Below are 17,326 nucleotides of genomic sequence, written 5' to 3' on the forward strand. Positions count from 1 at the left end.
TCCCTCGACGAGCTGCTGACAAAGATCGCCTGAGCCCCCGGGGCAAAAGGCAAAGCGCAGGGCCCCGCCGGAAACGGCGGGGCCCTTGTGCATGGGCGCGCAGTTTCCCGGGTTGCGGCCGATTGTCCGGCGTCACGGAAGTGTTATATTTCCGCGGATGACCTCCACAGACCCCACCGCCACGCCCGAAGCCGCCATCTCCGACCTGCCGAAAGGGCTGGCCTCGGCCATGTCCTCCTGGCTGCGGCGGCGCTATGGCAGCGGGCCGGACTGGCGCTTCGAGATCGGCCGCCTGGTCGGGGCCGGGGGCGGGCGGATGCGGGTCATCCTGCATGCCAGCCGCGAGGGCGGTCCGGATCTGGCGATCAAGTCGCATGCCTCGCGCTGGCGCAATATCGGCGAGTACCGGGCGCTGGCCGCCATGGCGGCGGCCTCGGAGGACAGCGTGCAGCCGGTGCATCTCGACCCGCTCGGCCGCTTCTTCGCCATCGAATGGATCGAGGGGCCGCGGCTGTCGCAGCTGCTGGGCCGTCCCGGCCGCGAGGACTGGCTGGCGCGGACCGGGGCCTGGCTGGCGGAACTCCACCGGGCGGGCGGGCGCAGGCCGCTGATCCGGCGGGGGCCGGTGCGGGTCGCGCTGCCGCGCAGCGCGGGCGAGGACGCGATCGGCGAGGCGGTGCGGCGGCTGCGCCAGCGCCGCCAGGGCACGGGCGGGACAGGCCCCTCGCGCTTCCTGCATGGCGATTTCCACGCCGACAACCTCTTCCTGCGCGATGGACGGCTGCTGGGCTTCGACCGCGAATACGAGGTCTACGGGCCGGTGGAGCACGACCTGGCGCGCTTCCTCGTCGACCTGGCGCTGCGGCGCGAGGGGGCGGCGGCGGAAGGCGCACCCTGGGACGGCGATTCCGAGACCGACCGCCAGGCCTTCTTCGACGGCTACGGCGCGCTCGAGCCGGAAACCGTGGCGAGCTTCGACCTGACCGAGGATCTCATGCTGTTCCGCCACTGGCGGCGCGGGATCCGGCGCGGCAGCCAGTCGCTGCTCGACGGGATGATGCGCGCCCGCGGGCTCCTGGGAGAGGCGGCGGGGCCGCGGCCGGGGCGGCTGGTGCGCGGGCTCCACGGCGCCGACTGGGTGCCGGATGCGGTGCGGCCGGAGGGGCAGGTGCCGCTCCATCCCGGACGGCTGACGGCGCGCTGACGGGACCGGCGCGATCCGCGCACCAGCCGCCCCGGCCTCGGGGACGGGCGCACGCTGGCGGCGGCGCTTGTTGACGAATTGCTGGCAGACGGGGGCCATGCCGGTCCGCATGCGGCGGCCCGGCGCGTTCCACGCAGAAAGGACCCCCGACATGTACATGCTTCCGATTGCCCGCATCCTTCTGAGATACCTCTCCGGCGCGGCGGTCTCCCTCGGCCTGCTGTCGCCGCAGCTCGGCACCGGCATCCTCGCCAGCGAGGAAAGCGCGATGATCGTCGCCGGACTGCTCGGCATCGGCGTCACCGAGGCGGGCTACTACATTGCCAAGCGCCGCGGCGGCGCGACCTGACCACGCCCGGGGCGCGCGCCCGTCCGGCGGCGCGCGCCTGAGCCAACCCCCGGAAACTGCCCCGAATTGATCTCGATCAAGAGTTCCTGCTGATCCCGGTCAAGGCCGGACCGCTCGCGCTGCGCCATTAGGCGGTCACGTATAAGAGCGAGGACGAAAGTGATGACCCATGTGATGCTCCCGGCCGTGCTGGCCGCCGCGACCGCCCTTGGCGCAGGTGCCGCCTGCGCGCAGAGCGCCGGCGAGTTCACCCTCGGGGTGGGCCTGGGCTACGTGATGCCCAAGGACGACAACGGCGATGTCGCGGGGGCCGAGGCCGATGTATCCGACAGCATCCGCCCGACCCTGACGCTGGAATATTTCGTCATGGACAACCTGGGCATCGAGGTCCTGGCCGCGACCCCGTTCCAGCACGACGTCCGGCTCGACGGGCTGGGCAAGGTCGCCAGCGTGCAGCAGCTGCCGCCGACCGTGACGCTGCAGTACCACTTCCAGACCGGCAGCGCCTGGACGCCGCTTCTGGGTGTCGGCGTCAACTACACCACCTTCTTCGACGAGGACGGCAAGGGCGCGCTGAGCGACGCCAAGGTGCGGCTGAAGGACAGCTGGGGCCTGGCCCTGCATGCCGGCGTCGACTACGCGCTGAGCGAGACCGGCGCGATCCGCGCGGATGTGCGCTGGATGGACATCGATTCTGACGTCGAGGTGAATGGCGAGGATGTCGGCGAGGCCGAGATCGATCCCTGGATCTTCGGCGTGTCCTACATCCACAAATTCTGAAACCGCCCTTTCGCTGGGCAGACCGGGCCCGCGCCCGGTCGCCGGGCGGGCAGCGCGGAGACATCGCAGGAGGCGCCGGAGCCGTTCCGGCGCCTTTTCTGCATGTTTGGAGGGGGCAGGTCGCAAATTGCCAGCAGAGGGTCGCATTCAGCGCCGAAGCCAGCGCGAAAACGGAAAATCTCCGCGGAACGCAGGCTGAAGGGCTTCGGAATGAGCGGACGCGGCGGCACTTGCCGGAGGAGACGGAGCAGGGGGCACGGGGCGGTTTTGTGCGTGTACGTACAGAACGGCATCCTGACCCGTCCCGGTTGCACAAATTCTACGCAGCGCTCTGCGGAACGGGCTCGAAACGGCCCATGGACATAGACGAATGCGTTTTAGGCATATACCCAATAATTGGGCAAAATAAGACGGGGTAGGTATGGACGTGACAACGCCGATGGTCGAATTCGACCGCGTGCAGAAGAGCTATGACGGCGAGAGCCTGGTCGTGAAGGACCTCAATCTCGCCATGCCCAAGGGCGAATTCCTGACGATGCTGGGGCCGTCGGGTTCCGGCAAGACGACCTGCCTGATGATGCTGGCGGGCTTCGAGACGGCCACCAACGGCGAGATCCGCCTGGCCGGAAAGGAGATCAACCACATCCCGCCGCACAAGCGCGGCATCGGCATGGTCTTCCAGAACTACGCGCTTTTCCCGCACATGACCGTGGCCGAGAACCTGAGCTTCCCGCTCGAGGTGCGCGGCATGGACCGCGGCACCCGCGAGACCAAGATCAAGCGCGCGCTCGACATGGTGCAGATGGGCAAGTTCGCCTCGCGCCGTCCGGCGCAGCTTTCGGGCGGGCAGCAGCAGCGCATCGCGCTGGCCCGCGCGCTGGTCTTCGAACCCGATCTGGTGCTGATGGACGAGCCGCTGGGCGCGCTCGACAAGCAGCTGCGCGAGCACATGCAGTTCGAGATCAAGCACCTGCATGAATCGCTGGGCATCACCGTGGTCTACGTCACCCACGACCAGTCCGAGGCGCTGACCATGTCGGACCGCGTCGCGGTGTTCAACGACGGCAAGATCCAGCAGCTTGCGCCGCCCGAGGACCTCTACGAGCGCCCCGACAACAGCTTCGTCGCGCAGTTCATCGGCGAGAACAACAAGCTCTCGGGCAAGATCGAGGCGCTTGACGGCGAGACCGCGACCGTCCGGCTGCATTCGGGCGAGCTGATCGGCGCGACAGCGGTTAATATCGGCGGTGCCGGCTCCGAGACGCTGGTCTCGATCCGTCCCGAACGCGTCGAGTTCCGCCACGACCGCATCCAGGAAGGCTGGCACACGCTCGACGCGGAAGTGCTGGAATTCATCTACATGGGCGACCTTTTCCGCACCCGCCTGCGGGTTGCGGGCCATGACGACTTCGTCATGAAATGCCGCAACATCCAGGGGCAGGAACGGCTGTCTCCGGGACAGCGGGTCAAGATCGGCTGGCATCCCGCGGATGCCCGCGCGCTGGATCCGGTCTGACATGCTCCGCGCCGGAATGGCGTGCCGCGGGGCACGGCATTTGGGGCGAGAAGAGCAGATGGACAACGGACGCTTGAACGTGGTGGAATTCGAGAGGACGCGAACATCGCCATCTCCGGAAATCCGGCTGGCCAGGCCGGCAGCCCTGGCCGCAGTCGCTGCAATCGCAATTGTCGCCGCGCTGGCCGGATCCGTTTAAGCAATAGAAGATAATCTGTCCTGGCACGCCTGTACCGCGTGACGGGAAAACAAATCCAACCAACTGGGAGACTTCGATGAAACGCACTCTGATCCTGACCTCGGCGCTGGTCGCCGCAGGCGTGGCAGCGCAGGCCGAGGAACTGGCCGTGATGTCCTGGGGCGGGGCCTATTCCAAGAGCCAGGTGGAGGCCTACCACAAGCCCTTCACCGAGAAGACCGGCGTGACCGTGGTCGACGTGGTCGCCGACAACCCGGCAACCCCGATCAAGGCGCAGGTCGAGGCCGGCAATGTCACCGTCGATGTCGCCGACGTGGAATATGCCGACGCGATGGCGCTCTGCGACGAGGGCCTGCTGGAAGAGATCGATCCCTCGATCCTCGCGGCCGGGGCCGATGGCACCGCGGCCATGGACGACTTCCTGCCGGGCGCGGTGACCGACTGCTTCGTCGCGACCATCGTGTTCTCGACGATGTACGCCTATGACGACACCGTCTTCACCGGCGAGAAGCCGACCACCATCGCCGATTTCTTCGACCTGGAGAAATTCCCGGGCAAGCGCGGCCTGCGCAAGACCCCGAAGGTGAACCTGGAGATGGCGCTGATGGCCGACGGCGTCGCGCCTGACGAGGTCTACGACATGCTCGAGACCGACGAGGGGCTCGACCGCGCCTTCGCCAAGCTCGACACCATCAAGGACAGCGTCGTCTGGTGGGAAGCCGGCGCGCAGCCGCCGCAGCTGCTGGCCGATGGCGAAGTCGCCATGACCACCGCCTATAACGGCCGGATCTTCGCCGCCGCCGTGTCCGAGGGCAAGCCTTTCGTGTCGGTCTTCAACGGCCAGGTCTACGAATACGACGGCTACGTGATCCCGCTCGGCGCGCCGAACAAGGATCTGGCGATGGAATTCCTCGCCTTCGCGACCCAGACCCAGCAGCTGGCCGACCAGGCCAAGTGGATCTCCTACGGTCCGGCGCGCAAGTCCTCCGGCCCGCTCGTCGGCCTCTTCGAGGACGGCAAGACCGAGATGGGTCCGTACATGCCGACCGCCGAACAGAACCTCGAAGTCGCGCTGCCCTCGAATTTCGAGTTCTGGGCCGACCGCAATGTCGAGCTGTCCGAGCGCTTCAACGCCTGGCTGGCCAACTGAGCCTGACGCAACCGCCGGTCCGGAGCCCTGCGCTCTGGACCGGTCACCACGACCCGCGTGCCCCGGCACGCGCCGCAGAGCAGCGCCCATTGCGGCGTCCTGCGTTTCGGGAGATTTCCTTTGGCTGACATGACCGCCACGAGTCCGGGCGCCGCGCCGCAGGGGCTGCAGACCGCGGACGGACGCCCGCTCAAGGCCGCGCTCGCCGCGAGCCAGGCCCGCGCGAAACGCCGCGCCTTCTACCTTGTGGCGCCGCTCCTGGCCTTCGTCCTGCTGACCTTCGTGCTGCCGATCGGGCAGCTCTTGAGCCGCTCGGTCAGCGATCCGCGCTTCATCGAGAATGTCGACCGCTCGAGCGGCGAGGTGACGCCGATCATGGTCGAGCTGCGCGACTGGTTCAAGGCGAACCCCCCGGGCACCGAGCCCGACGAGGCGGCCTACCAGGCGCTCGCCCAGGGCCTGGCCCAGCTCGCCGAGCTGCGCGGGCAGGGCGATGTCGGCACCCGCATCAACTACGAGGCGCCGGGCACGCGCTCGCTCTTCACCAAGACCGCGCGCCGCGCCGACGACCTGGAGGCGCCCTTCAAGGAGGCGATCCTCGATGTCGACGAGGACTGGGCCGATCCCGTCCTGTGGCAGGCGATGCGAGATGCCTCCAGCCGCTACACGATCAACTTCTACCTGGCCGCGCTCGACATGACGCGCGACGTCGACGGCAATATCGTCAACGTGCCCGAGGACCGGCAGGTCTACCTGCTGCTGTTCAAGCGCACGGCGATCCTGTCGGTGCTGATCACCGTCACGACGCTGGTGCTGGGCTTCCCGGTGGCCTACCTGCTGGCGACGCTGCCGCTGCGCTATTCCAACCTGCTGATGATCCTGGTGCTGCTGCCCTTCTGGACATCGCTGCTGGTCAGGACGACCTCCTGGATGGTGCTCCTGCAGAGCCAGGGCGTGGTCAACGACCTGCTGGTCTGGGCGGGGATCATCGGCGATGACGGCCGGATCCAGATGATCTACAACCAGATGGGCACGGTGATCGCGATGACGCATATCCTGCTGCCCTTCACGGTGCTGCCGCTCTATTCGGTGATGCGGCCGATCAAGCCCTCCTATGTCCGCGCCGCGCGCTCGCTGGGCGCGACCAGCTGGACCGCCTTCCGCCGCGTCTACCTTCCGCAGACGGTGCCGGGGATCGGGGCAGGGGCGCTCCTGGTCTTCATCCTCGCCGTGGGCTACTACATCACCCCGGCGCTGGTCGGCGGCTCCTCGGGGCAGCTGATCTCGAACCTGATTGCCTTCCACATGCAGAACTCGCTGAACTGGTCGCTCGCCGCGGCGCTGGCGTCCCTGCTGCTTGCGGGCGTGCTCGTCCTCTACTGGCTCTACGACCGGCTCGTGGGCATCGACAACCTGAAGCTGGGGTAAGCGACCATGGCTCTTCCGATCCACGCCTCGCGCCTCGAGCGCATCTGGCACTACACCTACCTGACGATCTGCGCGCTCATCTTCCTGTTCCTGATCGCGCCGATCCTGATCATCATCCCGCTCAGCTTCAACGCCGAGCCCTATTTCACCTTCACCGAGAAGATGCTGTCCTTCGATCCGACGGGCTATTCGATGCGGTGGTACGACACGCTGCTGACGCTGGGGATGACCAATCCCGAGGCGCCGCGGAACGCCGCCTGGTGGGCGGATGCCTGGGCGAACTCGACCTGGATCCGGGCGGCGAAGAACTCGGTCATCATCGGCTTCTTCTCCACCATCCTGGCCACGGCGCTGGGGACGCTGGCGGCGCTCGGCCTGTCACGGCCCGAGATGCCCTTCCGCCGGACGGTGATGGCGGTGCTGATCTCGCCGATGATCGTGCCGATCATCATCACCGCGACCGGGCTCTTCTTCTTCTACTCGAAGACCGGGCTGGCGGGCAGCTATGTCGGCATCATCATGGCGCATGCCACGCTGGGCATCCCCTTCGTCATCATCACGGTGACCGCGACGCTGGTGGGCTTCGACCAGTCGCTGAACCGCGCGGCGGCCAATCTGGGCGCCAATCCGGCGACCAGCTTCTTCAAGATCACCATGCCGCTGATCCTGCCGGGCGTGGTCTCGGGCGCGCTCTTCGCCTTCGTGACCTCCTTCGACGAGGTGGTGGTGGTGCTCTTCGTGGCCGCGCATGACCAGCAGACCATCCCGCGCCAGATGTGGGCGGGCATCCGCGAGCAGATCAGCCCGGCCATCCTCGCCGTGGCGACGATCCTCGTGGTGGTCTCGATCGGCCTCTTGACCGCGGTCGAGCTGCTGCGCCGCCGCTCGGAGCGGATGCGCGGCCTCTCGCCGGGCTGAACGCGGCGGGCGCGCGCCCCGAATGCAGCGAAAACCGGGGACGGGGGCGGGCATCCGCCCCCTTTTCCGTTCCGCCTCCGGGCGCCGCGGCAAAGCGGCGCTCGACATTCCGCGCGGCCGCTGACACATCGCGGGGATGGACGTTCGAGTACTCGGTCAGACCCTGGCAGTGGGCGCCTCCGGCGCGGGGCTGGCGCATGTCCTGGGGATCCCGGCGCCCTTCCTCCTCGGTCCGGCCGCGCTGGTGACGCTGGCCGCGCTCGCGGGGCTGCGCATGGACGTGCCCCCGGGGCTGCGCAATGCGGGCTTCGTGCTGATCGGCATGGGGATGGGATCGGGCGTCACCCCCGAGGTGATCCATGCCGCCGCGCGCTGGCCGCTGAGCCTCGTCCTTCTCCTTCTGGCCGTGGCGGCGATCCTCTGGGGCGGCGGCTGGGCGCTGCGGCGGGTCTTCGGGCTCGACCATCCGACCTCGATCCTCTCCGCCGCGCCGGGGCATCTGAGCTACGTGCTGTCGCTGGGGCTCGACACCAAGGCCGACCTGCCGCAGGTGGCGCTGGTCCAGTCGCTCAGGGTGCTGGCGCTGACCATCCTGACGCCGCCGCTGGTGCTGCTTCTCGAGGGCGAGGCGCTGGTTCCGGCCGCGCCGCAGGGACCGATGGGCCCGGCCATGCTGGCGGCGCTGGCCGCGGCCGCGCTCTGCATCGGCCTGGGCTTCCGCCGGGCGGGCATTCCTGCGGGGATGCTGATGGGGGCGATGGCGGCCTCGGCGATCGGCCATGGCGCGGGCTGGCTCGAAGGGGCGGTGCCGCAATGGCTGGCCGTGCCGGGCTTCGTTCTGATGGGCTCGACCATCGGCACGCGCTTCTCGGGGATCGATGTCCGGATGATCCTGCGCGCGCTTGGCGGCGCGTCGCTGCTGACCGGGCTGGCGGTGGCGGTCTCCTCGCTGGCGGCCTTCGCGGCCGCGCGCATCCTCGGCCTGCCGCTCTCGGCGGCGCTGATCGCCTTTGCCCCGGGCGGGGTGGAAACCATGGCGGCGATGGCGCTGCTCCTGCATGCCGACCCGGCCTATGTGGCGCTGCACCACGTCGTGCGCATCTTCGCGCTGAGCTTCCTCGTCCCGCTGGCGCTGGGGCGCGGCCGCTGAGCTTGCACGCAGCCCCCTTGGGCCTTATGAGCGGCGCGACCAGTGAGGGAATTTGCACCATGGGCTTCAAGATGGGGATTGTCGGTCTGCCGAATGTGGGCAAATCGACCCTGTTCAACGCGCTGACGCGGACGGCCGCGGCGCAGGCGGCCAACTTTCCGTTCTGCACGATCGAGCCGAATGTCGGCGACGTGGCCGTGCCGGACAAGCGGCTGTTCAAGCTGGCCGAAATCGCCGGATCGAAGGAGATCATCCCGGCGCGGATGACCTTCGTCGACATCGCGGGCCTGGTGAAGGGCGCCTCGAAGGGCGAGGGCATGGGCAACCAGTTCCTCACCAATATCCGCGAGACCGACGCCATCGCCCAGGTGCTGCGCTGCTTCGAGGATGACGACATCACCCATGTCGACGGCCGCGTGGACCCCGTTTCCGACGCCGAGACGATCAACATGGAGCTGATCATCGCCGACATGGAGTCGGTCGAGAAGCGGCTCCAGAACCTCTCGCGCAAGGTGCGCGGCGGCGACAAGGAGGCCGTCCAGCAGGAGCGGCTGCTGAAGGCGGCGCTGGAGCTGCTGGAAGACGGCAAGCCCGCGCGGCTGCTGGATGTCGCGGAAGAGGACAGGAAGCAGTGGCGGATGCTGCAGCTGCTGACCCAGAAGCCGATCCTCTATGTCTGCAATGTCGAGGAGAACGCCTCGGCCACCGGCAATGCGCATTCGGCCAGGGTCGCTGAAATGGCGCAGGCCGAGGGTGCGGGCATCGTGCTGATCTCCGCGGCCATCGAAGAGGAGATCTCCCAGCTCGACGACGAGGAGGCGGAGGTCTTCCTCGAGGAGATGGGGCTGGAAGAGGCCGGGCTCGACCGGCTGATCCGGGCGGGCTACGACCTGCTGGGCCTGGAAACCTACTTCACCGTGGGCCCGAAGGAGGCCCGCGCCTGGACGATCTACAAGGGCACCGCGGCGCCGCAGGCGGCCGGCGTGATCCATGGCGATTTCGAGCGCGGCTTCATCCGCGCCGAGACGGTGGCCTATGACGACTACGTCTCGCTCGGCGGCGAGGCCAGGGCGCGCGACGCGGGCAAGCTGCGCGTCGAGGGCAAGAGCTACGTGGTCAAGGACGGCGACGTCCTGCATTTCCTTTTCAACGCCTGAGGCGGGGCGCTGCAGGCGGACCGGGCCCCGGGCGGGGCCGGGCCGCCCGCGGCGCGACCGTCCGGGCCGCGGCTGACAAACGGGGGCGCACTACCGATGGCGCAAGGAGACTTCGAACCGAGGCATCTCGAGACGCTGGACCGCGACCTCGGCCGCCTCTCGGCGCTCGAGCAGGCCGCGGCCTATGTCGGGCGTCCGGTGGCGGGAAAGGGCGTGGCCGTGCTCTTCGTGGCGGCGGCGGCGCTGATGTCGGCGCTGCTGCTCGGCGGCAGCGGCCATGCCACGATCATCGTCGTGGCCTCGGCCTTCGGCGCCTACATGGCGCTCAATATCGGCGCCAATGACGTCGCCAACAACATGGGTCCGGCGGTCGGCGCCAATGCCCTGACCATGGGCGGGGCCATCGCCATCGCCGCCGTCTTCGAAAGCGCGGGCGCGCTGCTGGCAGGCGGCGACGTGGTCTCGACCATCGCCAAGGGGATCATCGCGCCGACGAGCCTCGGCTCGGTCGAGGTTTTCGTCTGGGCGATGATGGCGGCGCTGCTGTCCTCGGCGCTCTGGGTCAACCTCGCCACCTGGATCGGCGCGCCGGTCTCGACCACCCATTCGGTGGTCGGCGGCGTGATGGGCGCGGGCATCGCCGCGGCCGGGCTCGGCGCGGTGAGCTGGGGCAAGGTCAGCGCGATCGCGGCCAGCTGGGTGATCTCGCCGGTGCTGGGCGGGCTGATCGCCGCCGCCTTCCTGTGGTTCATCAAGGCGCAGATCATCTACCGCCCCGACAAGATCGCCGCCGCTCGCCGCTGGGTGCCGGTGCTGGTCGGCATCATGGCGGGCACCTTCGCGGCCTATCTGGCGATGAAGGGGCTCAAGCACGTGATCGAGATCGGCTTCGGCGCCGCGCTCGGGATCGGCGCGCTTCTCGGCCTTGGCACCTGGCTCGTGATGATCCCGGTGGTGCGCCACCAGTCCAAGGGGCTGGAGAACCGCTCCAAGTCGCTCAAGGTGCTCTTCGGCATCCCGCTGATCATCTCGGCGGCGCTGCTGAGCTTCGCCCATGGCGCCAATGACGTTGCCAACGCGATCGGGCCGCTGGCGGCGATCGTGCAGGCGGTGCTGACCGGCAGCTTCAGCGAGGCCTTCGCCATTCCCTTCTGGGTGATGCTGATCGGCGCTTTCGGCATCTCCTTCGGGCTCTTCCTCTTCGGCCCGCGGCTGATCCGCGTGGTCGGCAGCGAGATCACCAAGCTGAACCCGATGCGCGCCTATTGCGTGGCGCTCTCGGCGGCGATCACGGTGATCGTGGCCAGCTGGCTCGGCCTGCCGGTCAGCTCGACCCATATCGCGGTGGGCGGCGTCTTCGGCGTCGGCTTCTTCCGCGAATGGGATGCCGAGCGCCGCTTCCGCACCGCCCGCAATGCCAGCCCGGTGCGGCCGGCCGTGCCGGGCGAGGAGCGCCGCCGCCGCAAGCTGGTGCGCCGCTCGCATGTGCTGACCATCGGCGCGGCCTGGATCGTTACGGTGCCCGCCGCGGCGCTGCTGTCGGCGGCGATCTTCTGGATCATCCGCAGCCTGGTCTGAGCACGCGCTCAGCGCCTGGCGCTGCGAGAAGCCCCGCCACGGCCAGCGCGGCCGGCAGCGGCGGGCCCCCGGGCCGTCAGCGGAACCGGCGCTGCCGGCATTCAGCCGGAGGGTGTCGCCATTGGCCTGCGTCCGCAGGCAGCTGCCCCCGGCCAGCCCGGCGGAGTCGCAATCCTGCGAGCTCAGGTCGCCCGCCGGCGAGAGCACCCCGCCCGGGGCACCGTCCTGGGGCAGGCCGATCATCGCCAGCCCGTCATGGAACGCGAAGACGACGGTGCCGCCCTCGGGGGTGCCTTCCCTGATGTGCCTGTCCTGGCCGCCGCCTTAGCTGGCCGGTCCGGCGGCGCCGAAGACATGCCAGAGACAGGCGGTGGCTGCGGCGCCGAAATTGGCCCAGCGGGCCAGCGTGGTAGCCGCCGGGCGCGATCAACGCCCCGGCCGTATCGAGCCGGCCGCCGACATCCATGACGATCCCGGTGAAGGTGATGACGATGGGGGCGGCCGAGGCGACGGCCATCGCCGAGAGCAGCGCGGCGGCGGGGAGGAAGCCCTTTTGCATCAGATGCTCCGTCTACCGAGACGGGACCGGGCAGGACCATGCGCGTGATACGGATCAGCGCGGGACGCCCTGCGCGGCGCGGCGGGCTGTTCCGCTCAAGTCGGGCAGATGTCGTGCAATTGCGGGGGAGAGGCTGGAGCGGGTGAAGGGAACGGAACCGTATAGTGGTTTGCGTGTAAGATACTGATATAACAACACAAACAACAAATGAAGTTTGGCTAATCTGACTGTTTGTTACGGGATTTGTTACGGGATTTGGAACATCGGTGCAGGGGCGGCCGCCATCCCGACGTGAAGTCCACCGCCATGCACGAATTAGGAGGGCGGGACAGAATCCGCTGACGTGCACTGGACCGGCGGCCTGGATGTTATCCAGGCACGGGTTCGCAATGACGGGCGGTGAGTGCGGGTATCGGAAGCGCTAGCCGTCCCGGTGAGCGTCCCATGCTGGCGATCGCAATTGCGACACCGCGGCCAAGCGTGACCGATGCTGTGGGGCCGGAGAGGGCGGCTAGGGGCAGGGCGCTTTCGCCGGCGATACCGGAAGGCCCCGGCTGCGGGCGTAGCCCGACGGCGGCGGAGGCGGCGGATCCTCCAGCTCCCTCCCTGAGGGGACATACCGGACCCTCAGCCTTCACTGTGTGGAGACCTGCCGAATAGCGCGGATGGCTCCCGCGCCGAGAGCACCTCGTCACCATCCGGGAAGCTGCGGATCTCGGGGTCGCGCCCCAGGTTGCCGATGATTTCGGCCCGGTTCAGCCGCCCCATCAGTCGCGGCCCTTGAAGAGGCCCGGCAGGATGCGCCGCATGGGGCACCGCCCGGCAAGGCCGGACGTCCGGGCGAGCTTGTGCAGGTTCAGGAGGTTGATAAGGGTTGCCAGCATGCTACCACCTTTTCTTCGGCCGCCGGACCCGGGACCGCTTGCGCGGCGCCGGGGTCGGGTCGGTCTGGTCTGGGGTCTCGGGGTCGCTCCGGCCCTCCGCCTTTCCAAGCGGCCGGGCCATGACGTTTTCCGGGCCGATGGCGGCCCAGGCGGGGACCTTTGCGGCCTCCGCGATCTTCTCCGCGCCGATGGCGATGGCGCCCGCCAGCGCGTAGACCGATAGGTCCAGCGCTTCGTTCCGCTGGACGCCGGGCCGCTTGCGCCAGCCGTCCTTTGTCAGCCGCTCCGCCGCGTATTCCGCGAAGATTTGCGGCGGGGCGAAGCGGGGCAGGTGCAGCTTGCGGTCGCCGTCATCCTCGCGGGACAGCGCGGCCGCGACCTCGCCCTTCAGCGTGTCGCCATTGAGCCAGATGATTTGCACGTCCCGCGCCGCGTGGCGCTTGCCCTTGGCCGAGCTTTCCGGCGCCGCAATGCGGATGCGCGGGGCGTTTTTCTGGCTCGCGCCGCGGACCAGATGGTACTGGTTCGGGGCACGCATCTGCATCCGCCGCCAGTAGGAATAGGCCCGGGATGTCACCCCGGCCTCGCCGCCGCAGTCGATCATGACGGCCACCGGCGCCAGGCCATGGGACTGGCCCTGGACCGGGTAGACTCTGCCCCCGATGGCGTCCAGGACCGCCCAGTCCTCGGCATAGCGCGCCGGGTCCAGGCGCCGGGCCGCATGGCGCGGCGCGGTCGGCGGCGGCGTCACCAGGTCGTAGCGGTCGATTAGCACCCGCTCCAGATTGTGGCGCCATGCCTCCACCTGGACCGAAAAATAGCCTTTCTGGACGTCCACCGCGACGGTGACAAAGGCGGTGCCCTCGGGGCAGACCTGCCAGCGGTGGTCCGTCGCCGCATTGCGAAGCGTGGTTTCCTCCAGGCTCACGCCGGACAGGCCGCCGCGCGGGAGGTAGGGCAAGCCCAGCTCCACATTGACCACCGTCTTCAGCCCGGTTTCCTCCTGGGTCGCCGCGAAGGCGGCCTCGGCCTCCAGGTAGCGGGAGACCAGGCGCGACCAGGGCGCCAGGGCGGCGGCCGGGCCGGGTATCCAGAATGACACGGTATCCACCGCCCGTTTCAGCTCATGAATGCGGACCAGCGATCCGTCCGCGTCCTCATGCAGCCAGACCGCCCCGGCGTTCAGTGCGCGCTTGAGCTTGTGCGGGAGGCAGACCCCGCATTCCGGGCAGGCCATTTCCGCAGCGGCGCCCCGGTCGGCCGGGGTGCCTTCGTCCGGGTAGCGCAGCCGGTCGAAGCGCGGCTCGAACAGCTCGCCGCAATCGGGGCATGTCCAGTAGAGGCGCCCGCGCGTCCCCGAATTGTAGACCCCGACAATGCCGCCGCAGGGCGGCGCTTCGTGCGGCGTCTTCGGCTGCCAGGTTTCGTCCAGGATCGGAAAGCGGGGCGAGCTTTCAATGATGGTCATGGCCCGCGATCCGGCCGCCTCGGTGCGCTTGCGCATCAGGGGGAAGGCTTCGCCGTCGCCCTCCACGTCCTCGGGGAAAGCGTCGTAGTCGGTGCCGATGACCAGGTCGTAACTGACTTGCATCAGTTGGGTCTTGACCGGATAGGCCACGGCCAGGCGGCAGCCGCCGCGGAACCGCTTGGAGAATTGGTTATCGTCCCCCTGCCGCTTGCCCAGGCGCTCGGCCAGCTCGGGACTATGGGCGATCAGGTCGGACAGAGCGCCATCGGACCAGCGCCGGGCGGTGTCGCGCGATGCGGAAAACACCGCGACCTGGCGCGGATTGGCGAGGATCGCATGCGCCACCGGGTTCATGACCAGGGCTTCGGACTTGGAACAGCGCGCCGGACCGACCAGCGCGATACTGTCGAAGCGGCGCGACGTCACCAATTCCATGGGTTCGTCCATGTAGGGCGCGACGTCCGCGCGCCAGTCCACCCAATTGCCCCCGTCCTTGATCCGCCGCCGCGGCGCGACGGCCAGAACGGTTTCGCGCGTGGCGGGCTGGAAGGCGTCCAGCACGCGGGCAAGCGCGGTCTCGGGGGAGGCGAAGGGCGGCAGCGGCTCGACGTCAAACCGGCGTTCTGTCTCCCCCGTCAGCATCCCCGGCAATCTCCTGCATGGACGCGGCGACGCCGCGCTGGATTTCGTCGCAAGCGGCAACCGCCGCCTCTACCTGGCGGGCGTCGAGCCCGCATTCCCGCGCCAGCCGGTCCGGCAGGGCGTCCAGCGCGTCCCGGATCGCGACCCCCATGTCTTCCATGAAGGCGGCGACGTCCTCGGCGCGCATCAGGCCGCCGCGCTCGCGCGCCGCCTGCATCCGCAGCAATTCCAGCTCCAGGAGCTTGCGCTGTTCCGCCAGGGTCAGCTTTGCCCCGGCGGAGGGGTCGGCGCTTTCGCCGCCCAGGAGGGCAAGCTGCAGCTGCGCCGCCACTTCGTCGCCGCGGGCGCGGCTGGCGTTCTCTTCGGCTTCGCGCCTGCGGTTCCAGGCCCAGGCCAGGGCCAGGCGGAAGGCATAGGCGCGGCCGTTCGTGCCGTCGCTTTCGGTCGGCAGTCCCTTGCGCAGCCATTGCGAAATTGTCGTTTCCGAGACGCCCATCGCCGCGGCAAGCTGGGACTTGTTCACAACGCCGTCGATGGCCCCGCCCGGCAGCGGGAAGGCGGCCACCAGCGCCGCTTCCTCGGCGGTGAAGGGCCGCAGGTCCTGGCCCTCACTCATCGGGGCATCCCTCCAGATCAAGAACAACCGCAACCCAAAGCGACACGGGGCCAGGGCGGGCAATTTGAGAAACACCCGGGAGTCCGAACTACCCTCGGGCCGTTGGGCCTGGAAGGACCCTAGCGGGGGGTCCTGGTGAGGCGGGACCGGACCCGGCGCAGGATATGGCCGGGCAGCCGGGCCTTGGCGGTCTTCGCGGCGCTTTCCTTGAAGCGCAGGGGCGCCCTTGCATAGGTCGCCGCCTCCGCCCACAGGGCCATCAGGACCAGCCGCGGGTTGCGCTTCGTGCCTGCGCGCTTCCACAGGCCCGCGGGCCGGTGGCCGCCCCTGGGCGTGCCACTGAAATGCTTCGGACTGGCAAAGCCGCGCTTGATCGCGCCGCGCGAAAGGTTGCCGTACTTGTTCAGCCGCTGGGCGGCCCCCGGCACCGGCAGCGCGGCGCCCTCGGGATGCACCGTCCCGGGCTTCTCCAGGTTGATCAGGTATTCGGCCTGCCGGTCCATCACGAAAATGGCCCCGGTCAAGGTGCGATCCCTGGCGAAGCGGACGCGCAGGCCGCGCATCGTGAAGGGCGTCGGCCGGTCGATGACCTTGCGCCAGCGCTTTTCCGTGTTCGCCTTGATGTCTTTCAAGGTCGCGTTGATCCCCGCCGCGACGGCGCCGCGGACCTCGCGCCGGGCCGCATCGGACAGGCCCCGCTCCAGCTCGCGGATATTGTGGCGAAGGTCGAAGTCCATGGGCACCCCCGGAACGGCAACGCCCCGCACGAAGGCGGGGCGCTTGGAGGGCGGGGCGCCGAAGCACCCCGCAACACGTCGAAGTTGAGAAGGGTTATGCCACAAGCCCCGGGGCGTTGCGTATCTGGGCAGACCCGCGGGCGCTCGGCAAGTATCCGCAGCAACCCCCCAGGATTTCGGCCGCGTCGCGGGTGGCAACAGCGATCCGGCCCGTTGCCTCGGCAAGGCGGGAATGGCTGCGGCCCACGCCGATACGGCGGCAGATGTCGGCGCGGCTCAGATGGTCCACCGCGACCCAATGCACCACTTGCCGCAGCGGGATTTTCACGGGGTCCAGCGGGGCGCCGCGCTCGGCCAGGTTGATTTCGACGTTGCGCCCGTCCAGCGCCTCATGGAACACGCGCAGGTTGGAGGCGGCCTCCAGCTTCGCCAGGTTGGGCGGGGTCGAGCCCGGGGACCGCCCGCCGCCGCCGCCCGAGAGGGACGCCAGGGCGCCGCCGGTGGCGGCGCACAGCTCGACGGTGCGGGCGTATTCCAGCATCGCGGCCCGGTGCGGCGCCGTCATGGCCTGGAGCGCGCGCGGCACCTTCAAGCGCAGCACCCGCGCCCGGCTGGCCTCCACCCGCGCCCGGCCGCGGCTGTCCTCGGTGATCCTGGTGGCCTCTTCGATCTCGGCTTCCTCCAGCCCATCCCAGGACGTCCAGCCCGGCGGCAGCTTGTCCATTGTCACTGTCCGGGACCGCGCTTTCCTCGCCTTGCGCTTGCTCATGTTCGGGTCCTTTCGGTTTCGCGGGGGGCAAGGGGCAAGTTTCCCCATTGTCCTCTCCTGTTACTTCTCAATTTCGCTTCCACTAACTTTCTTTGTTTTCTTGCCCTTTTTGCCCCTTTTGCCCCCCAGTAAGTAAAAACAATACCTTAGAGACAAGAATGGGGGGCAAGAAGGCGGAAAGCGGGGGGCAAAAGGGGCAACACTTCCAGCCCTCCGCCCCCT

The 17,326-nt window shown here is 68.8% G+C and carries 14 protein-coding genes; 10 read left to right on the top strand and 4 right to left on the bottom strand.

Annotated elements, in window-relative coordinates; genetic code table 11:
• The first annotated feature begins 157 nt into the window (after positions 1-157).
• The 10 genes from FGX59_RS30305 (at position 158) to FGX59_RS30350 (ending at position 11,429) form a co-directional block, all read left to right on the top strand.
• Positions 158-1,204, top strand: coding sequence for a phosphotransferase enzyme family protein (locus tag FGX59_RS30305; RefSeq protein WP_138471418.1), 1,047 nt, complete (start codon positions 158-160; stop codon positions 1,202-1,204).
• A gap of 151 nt (positions 1,205-1,355) precedes the next feature.
• A complete protein-coding gene (locus FGX59_RS30310) occupies positions 1,356-1,553 on the top strand; it encodes a hypothetical protein (RefSeq protein WP_138471420.1) in 198 nt (65 codons plus the stop codon).
• A gap of 162 nt (positions 1,554-1,715) precedes the next feature.
• Complete coding sequence (locus tag FGX59_RS30315; protein ID WP_138471422.1) at positions 1,716-2,333, top strand: OmpW family protein; 618 nt, start codon at positions 1,716-1,718, stop codon at positions 2,331-2,333.
• Positions 2,334-2,754: 421 nt separating this feature from the next.
• Positions 2,755-3,849 carry an ABC transporter ATP-binding protein gene (locus FGX59_RS30320; RefSeq protein WP_138471424.1) on the top strand — a complete coding sequence of 365 codons (1,095 nt, stop codon included), beginning with the start codon at positions 2,755-2,757 and terminating at the stop codon, positions 3,847-3,849.
• Positions 3,850-4,124: 275 nt separating this feature from the next.
• On the top strand, positions 4,125-5,198 hold the full coding sequence (locus FGX59_RS30325) for an ABC transporter substrate-binding protein (protein ID WP_138471426.1): 1,074 nt from the start codon (positions 4,125-4,127) through the stop codon (positions 5,196-5,198).
• A gap of 120 nt (positions 5,199-5,318) precedes the next feature.
• Positions 5,319-6,626 carry an ABC transporter permease gene (locus FGX59_RS30330; RefSeq protein WP_370296394.1) on the top strand — a complete coding sequence of 436 codons (1,308 nt, stop codon included), beginning with the start codon at positions 5,319-5,321 and terminating at the stop codon, positions 6,624-6,626.
• Positions 6,627-6,632: 6 nt separating this feature from the next.
• Entirely contained in the window at positions 6,633-7,544 is a 912-nt protein-coding gene (locus tag FGX59_RS30335) for an ABC transporter permease (protein WP_138471428.1), read from the top strand.
• A gap of 136 nt (positions 7,545-7,680) precedes the next feature.
• Positions 7,681-8,694: an AbrB family transcriptional regulator gene (locus FGX59_RS30340; protein WP_138471429.1), complete on the top strand. Its 1,014-nt coding sequence runs from the start codon at positions 7,681-7,683 to the stop codon at positions 8,692-8,694.
• A 59-nt stretch (positions 8,695-8,753) separates the two neighbouring features.
• On the top strand, positions 8,754-9,851 hold the full coding sequence (ychF, locus tag FGX59_RS30345; protein ID WP_138471431.1) for a redox-regulated ATPase YchF: 1,098 nt from the start codon (positions 8,754-8,756) through the stop codon (positions 9,849-9,851).
• 96 nt (positions 9,852-9,947) lie between these two features.
• Positions 9,948-11,429, top strand: coding sequence for an inorganic phosphate transporter (locus tag FGX59_RS30350; protein ID WP_138471433.1), 1,482 nt, complete (start codon positions 9,948-9,950; stop codon positions 11,427-11,429).
• Positions 11,430-12,873: 1,444 nt separating this feature from the next.
• On the opposite strand, the gene FGX59_RS30355 is transcribed toward FGX59_RS30350, so the two are convergent.
• From FGX59_RS30355 to FGX59_RS30370, 4 genes are all read right to left on the bottom strand, one after another.
• Positions 12,874-14,982, bottom strand: coding sequence for a terminase gpA endonuclease subunit (locus FGX59_RS30355; protein WP_138471435.1), 2,109 nt, complete (start codon positions 14,980-14,982; stop codon positions 12,874-12,876).
• Positions 14,951-15,598 (bottom strand): terminase small subunit, encoded by a 648-nt coding sequence (locus FGX59_RS30360; protein WP_138471438.1) that lies wholly within the window; start codon positions 15,596-15,598, stop codon positions 14,951-14,953. Before FGX59_RS30360 ends, FGX59_RS30355 begins: the two co-directional genes overlap by 32 nt.
• A 119-nt stretch (positions 15,599-15,717) precedes the next feature.
• Positions 15,718-16,335, bottom strand: coding sequence for a hypothetical protein (locus FGX59_RS30365; RefSeq protein ID WP_138471440.1), 618 nt, complete (start codon positions 16,333-16,335; stop codon positions 15,718-15,720).
• 94 nt (positions 16,336-16,429) lie between these two features.
• Positions 16,430-17,059: a hypothetical protein gene (locus FGX59_RS30370; RefSeq protein WP_138471442.1), complete on the bottom strand. Its 630-nt coding sequence runs from the start codon at positions 17,057-17,059 to the stop codon at positions 16,430-16,432.
• Between the last annotated feature and the right edge of the window lie 267 nt (positions 17,060-17,326).

The sequence above is a fragment of the Poseidonocella sp. HB161398 genome, from assembly GCF_005870025.1.
Classification (GTDB): domain Bacteria; phylum Pseudomonadota; class Alphaproteobacteria; order Rhodobacterales; family Rhodobacteraceae; genus Mangrovicoccus.

Bases quoted from the DNA above. Each gene is read 5' to 3' on its own strand.
- FGX59_RS30350 (WP_138471433.1), top strand. From the start codon at position 9,948: ATGGCGCAAGGAGACTTCGAACCGAGGCATCTCGAGACGCTGGACCGC.
- FGX59_RS30340 (WP_138471429.1), top strand. From the start codon at position 7,681: ATGGACGTTCGAGTACTCGGTCAGACCCTGGCAGTGGGCGCCTCCGGC.
- FGX59_RS30335 (WP_138471428.1), top strand. From the start codon at position 6,633: ATGGCTCTTCCGATCCACGCCTCGCGCCTCGAGCGCATCTGGCACTAC.
- FGX59_RS30360 (WP_138471438.1), bottom strand. From the start codon at position 15,598: ATGAGTGAGGGCCAGGACCTGCGGCCCTTCACCGCCGAGGAAGCGGCG.
- FGX59_RS30310 (WP_138471420.1), top strand. From the start codon at position 1,356: ATGTACATGCTTCCGATTGCCCGCATCCTTCTGAGATACCTCTCCGGC.
- FGX59_RS30320 (WP_138471424.1), top strand. From the start codon at position 2,755: ATGGACGTGACAACGCCGATGGTCGAATTCGACCGCGTGCAGAAGAGC.
- ychF (WP_138471431.1), top strand. From the start codon at position 8,754: ATGGGCTTCAAGATGGGGATTGTCGGTCTGCCGAATGTGGGCAAATCG.
- FGX59_RS30305 (WP_138471418.1), top strand. From the start codon at position 158: ATGACCTCCACAGACCCCACCGCCACGCCCGAAGCCGCCATCTCCGAC.
- FGX59_RS30370 (WP_138471442.1), bottom strand. From the start codon at position 17,059: ATGGACAAGCTGCCGCCGGGCTGGACGTCCTGGGATGGGCTGGAGGAA.
- FGX59_RS30315 (WP_138471422.1), top strand. From the start codon at position 1,716: ATGACCCATGTGATGCTCCCGGCCGTGCTGGCCGCCGCGACCGCCCTT.
- FGX59_RS30365 (WP_138471440.1), bottom strand. From the start codon at position 16,335: ATGGACTTCGACCTTCGCCACAATATCCGCGAGCTGGAGCGGGGCCTG.
- FGX59_RS30355 (WP_138471435.1), bottom strand. From the start codon at position 14,982: ATGCTGACGGGGGAGACAGAACGCCGGTTTGACGTCGAGCCGCTGCCG.
- FGX59_RS30325 (WP_138471426.1), top strand. From the start codon at position 4,125: ATGAAACGCACTCTGATCCTGACCTCGGCGCTGGTCGCCGCAGGCGTG.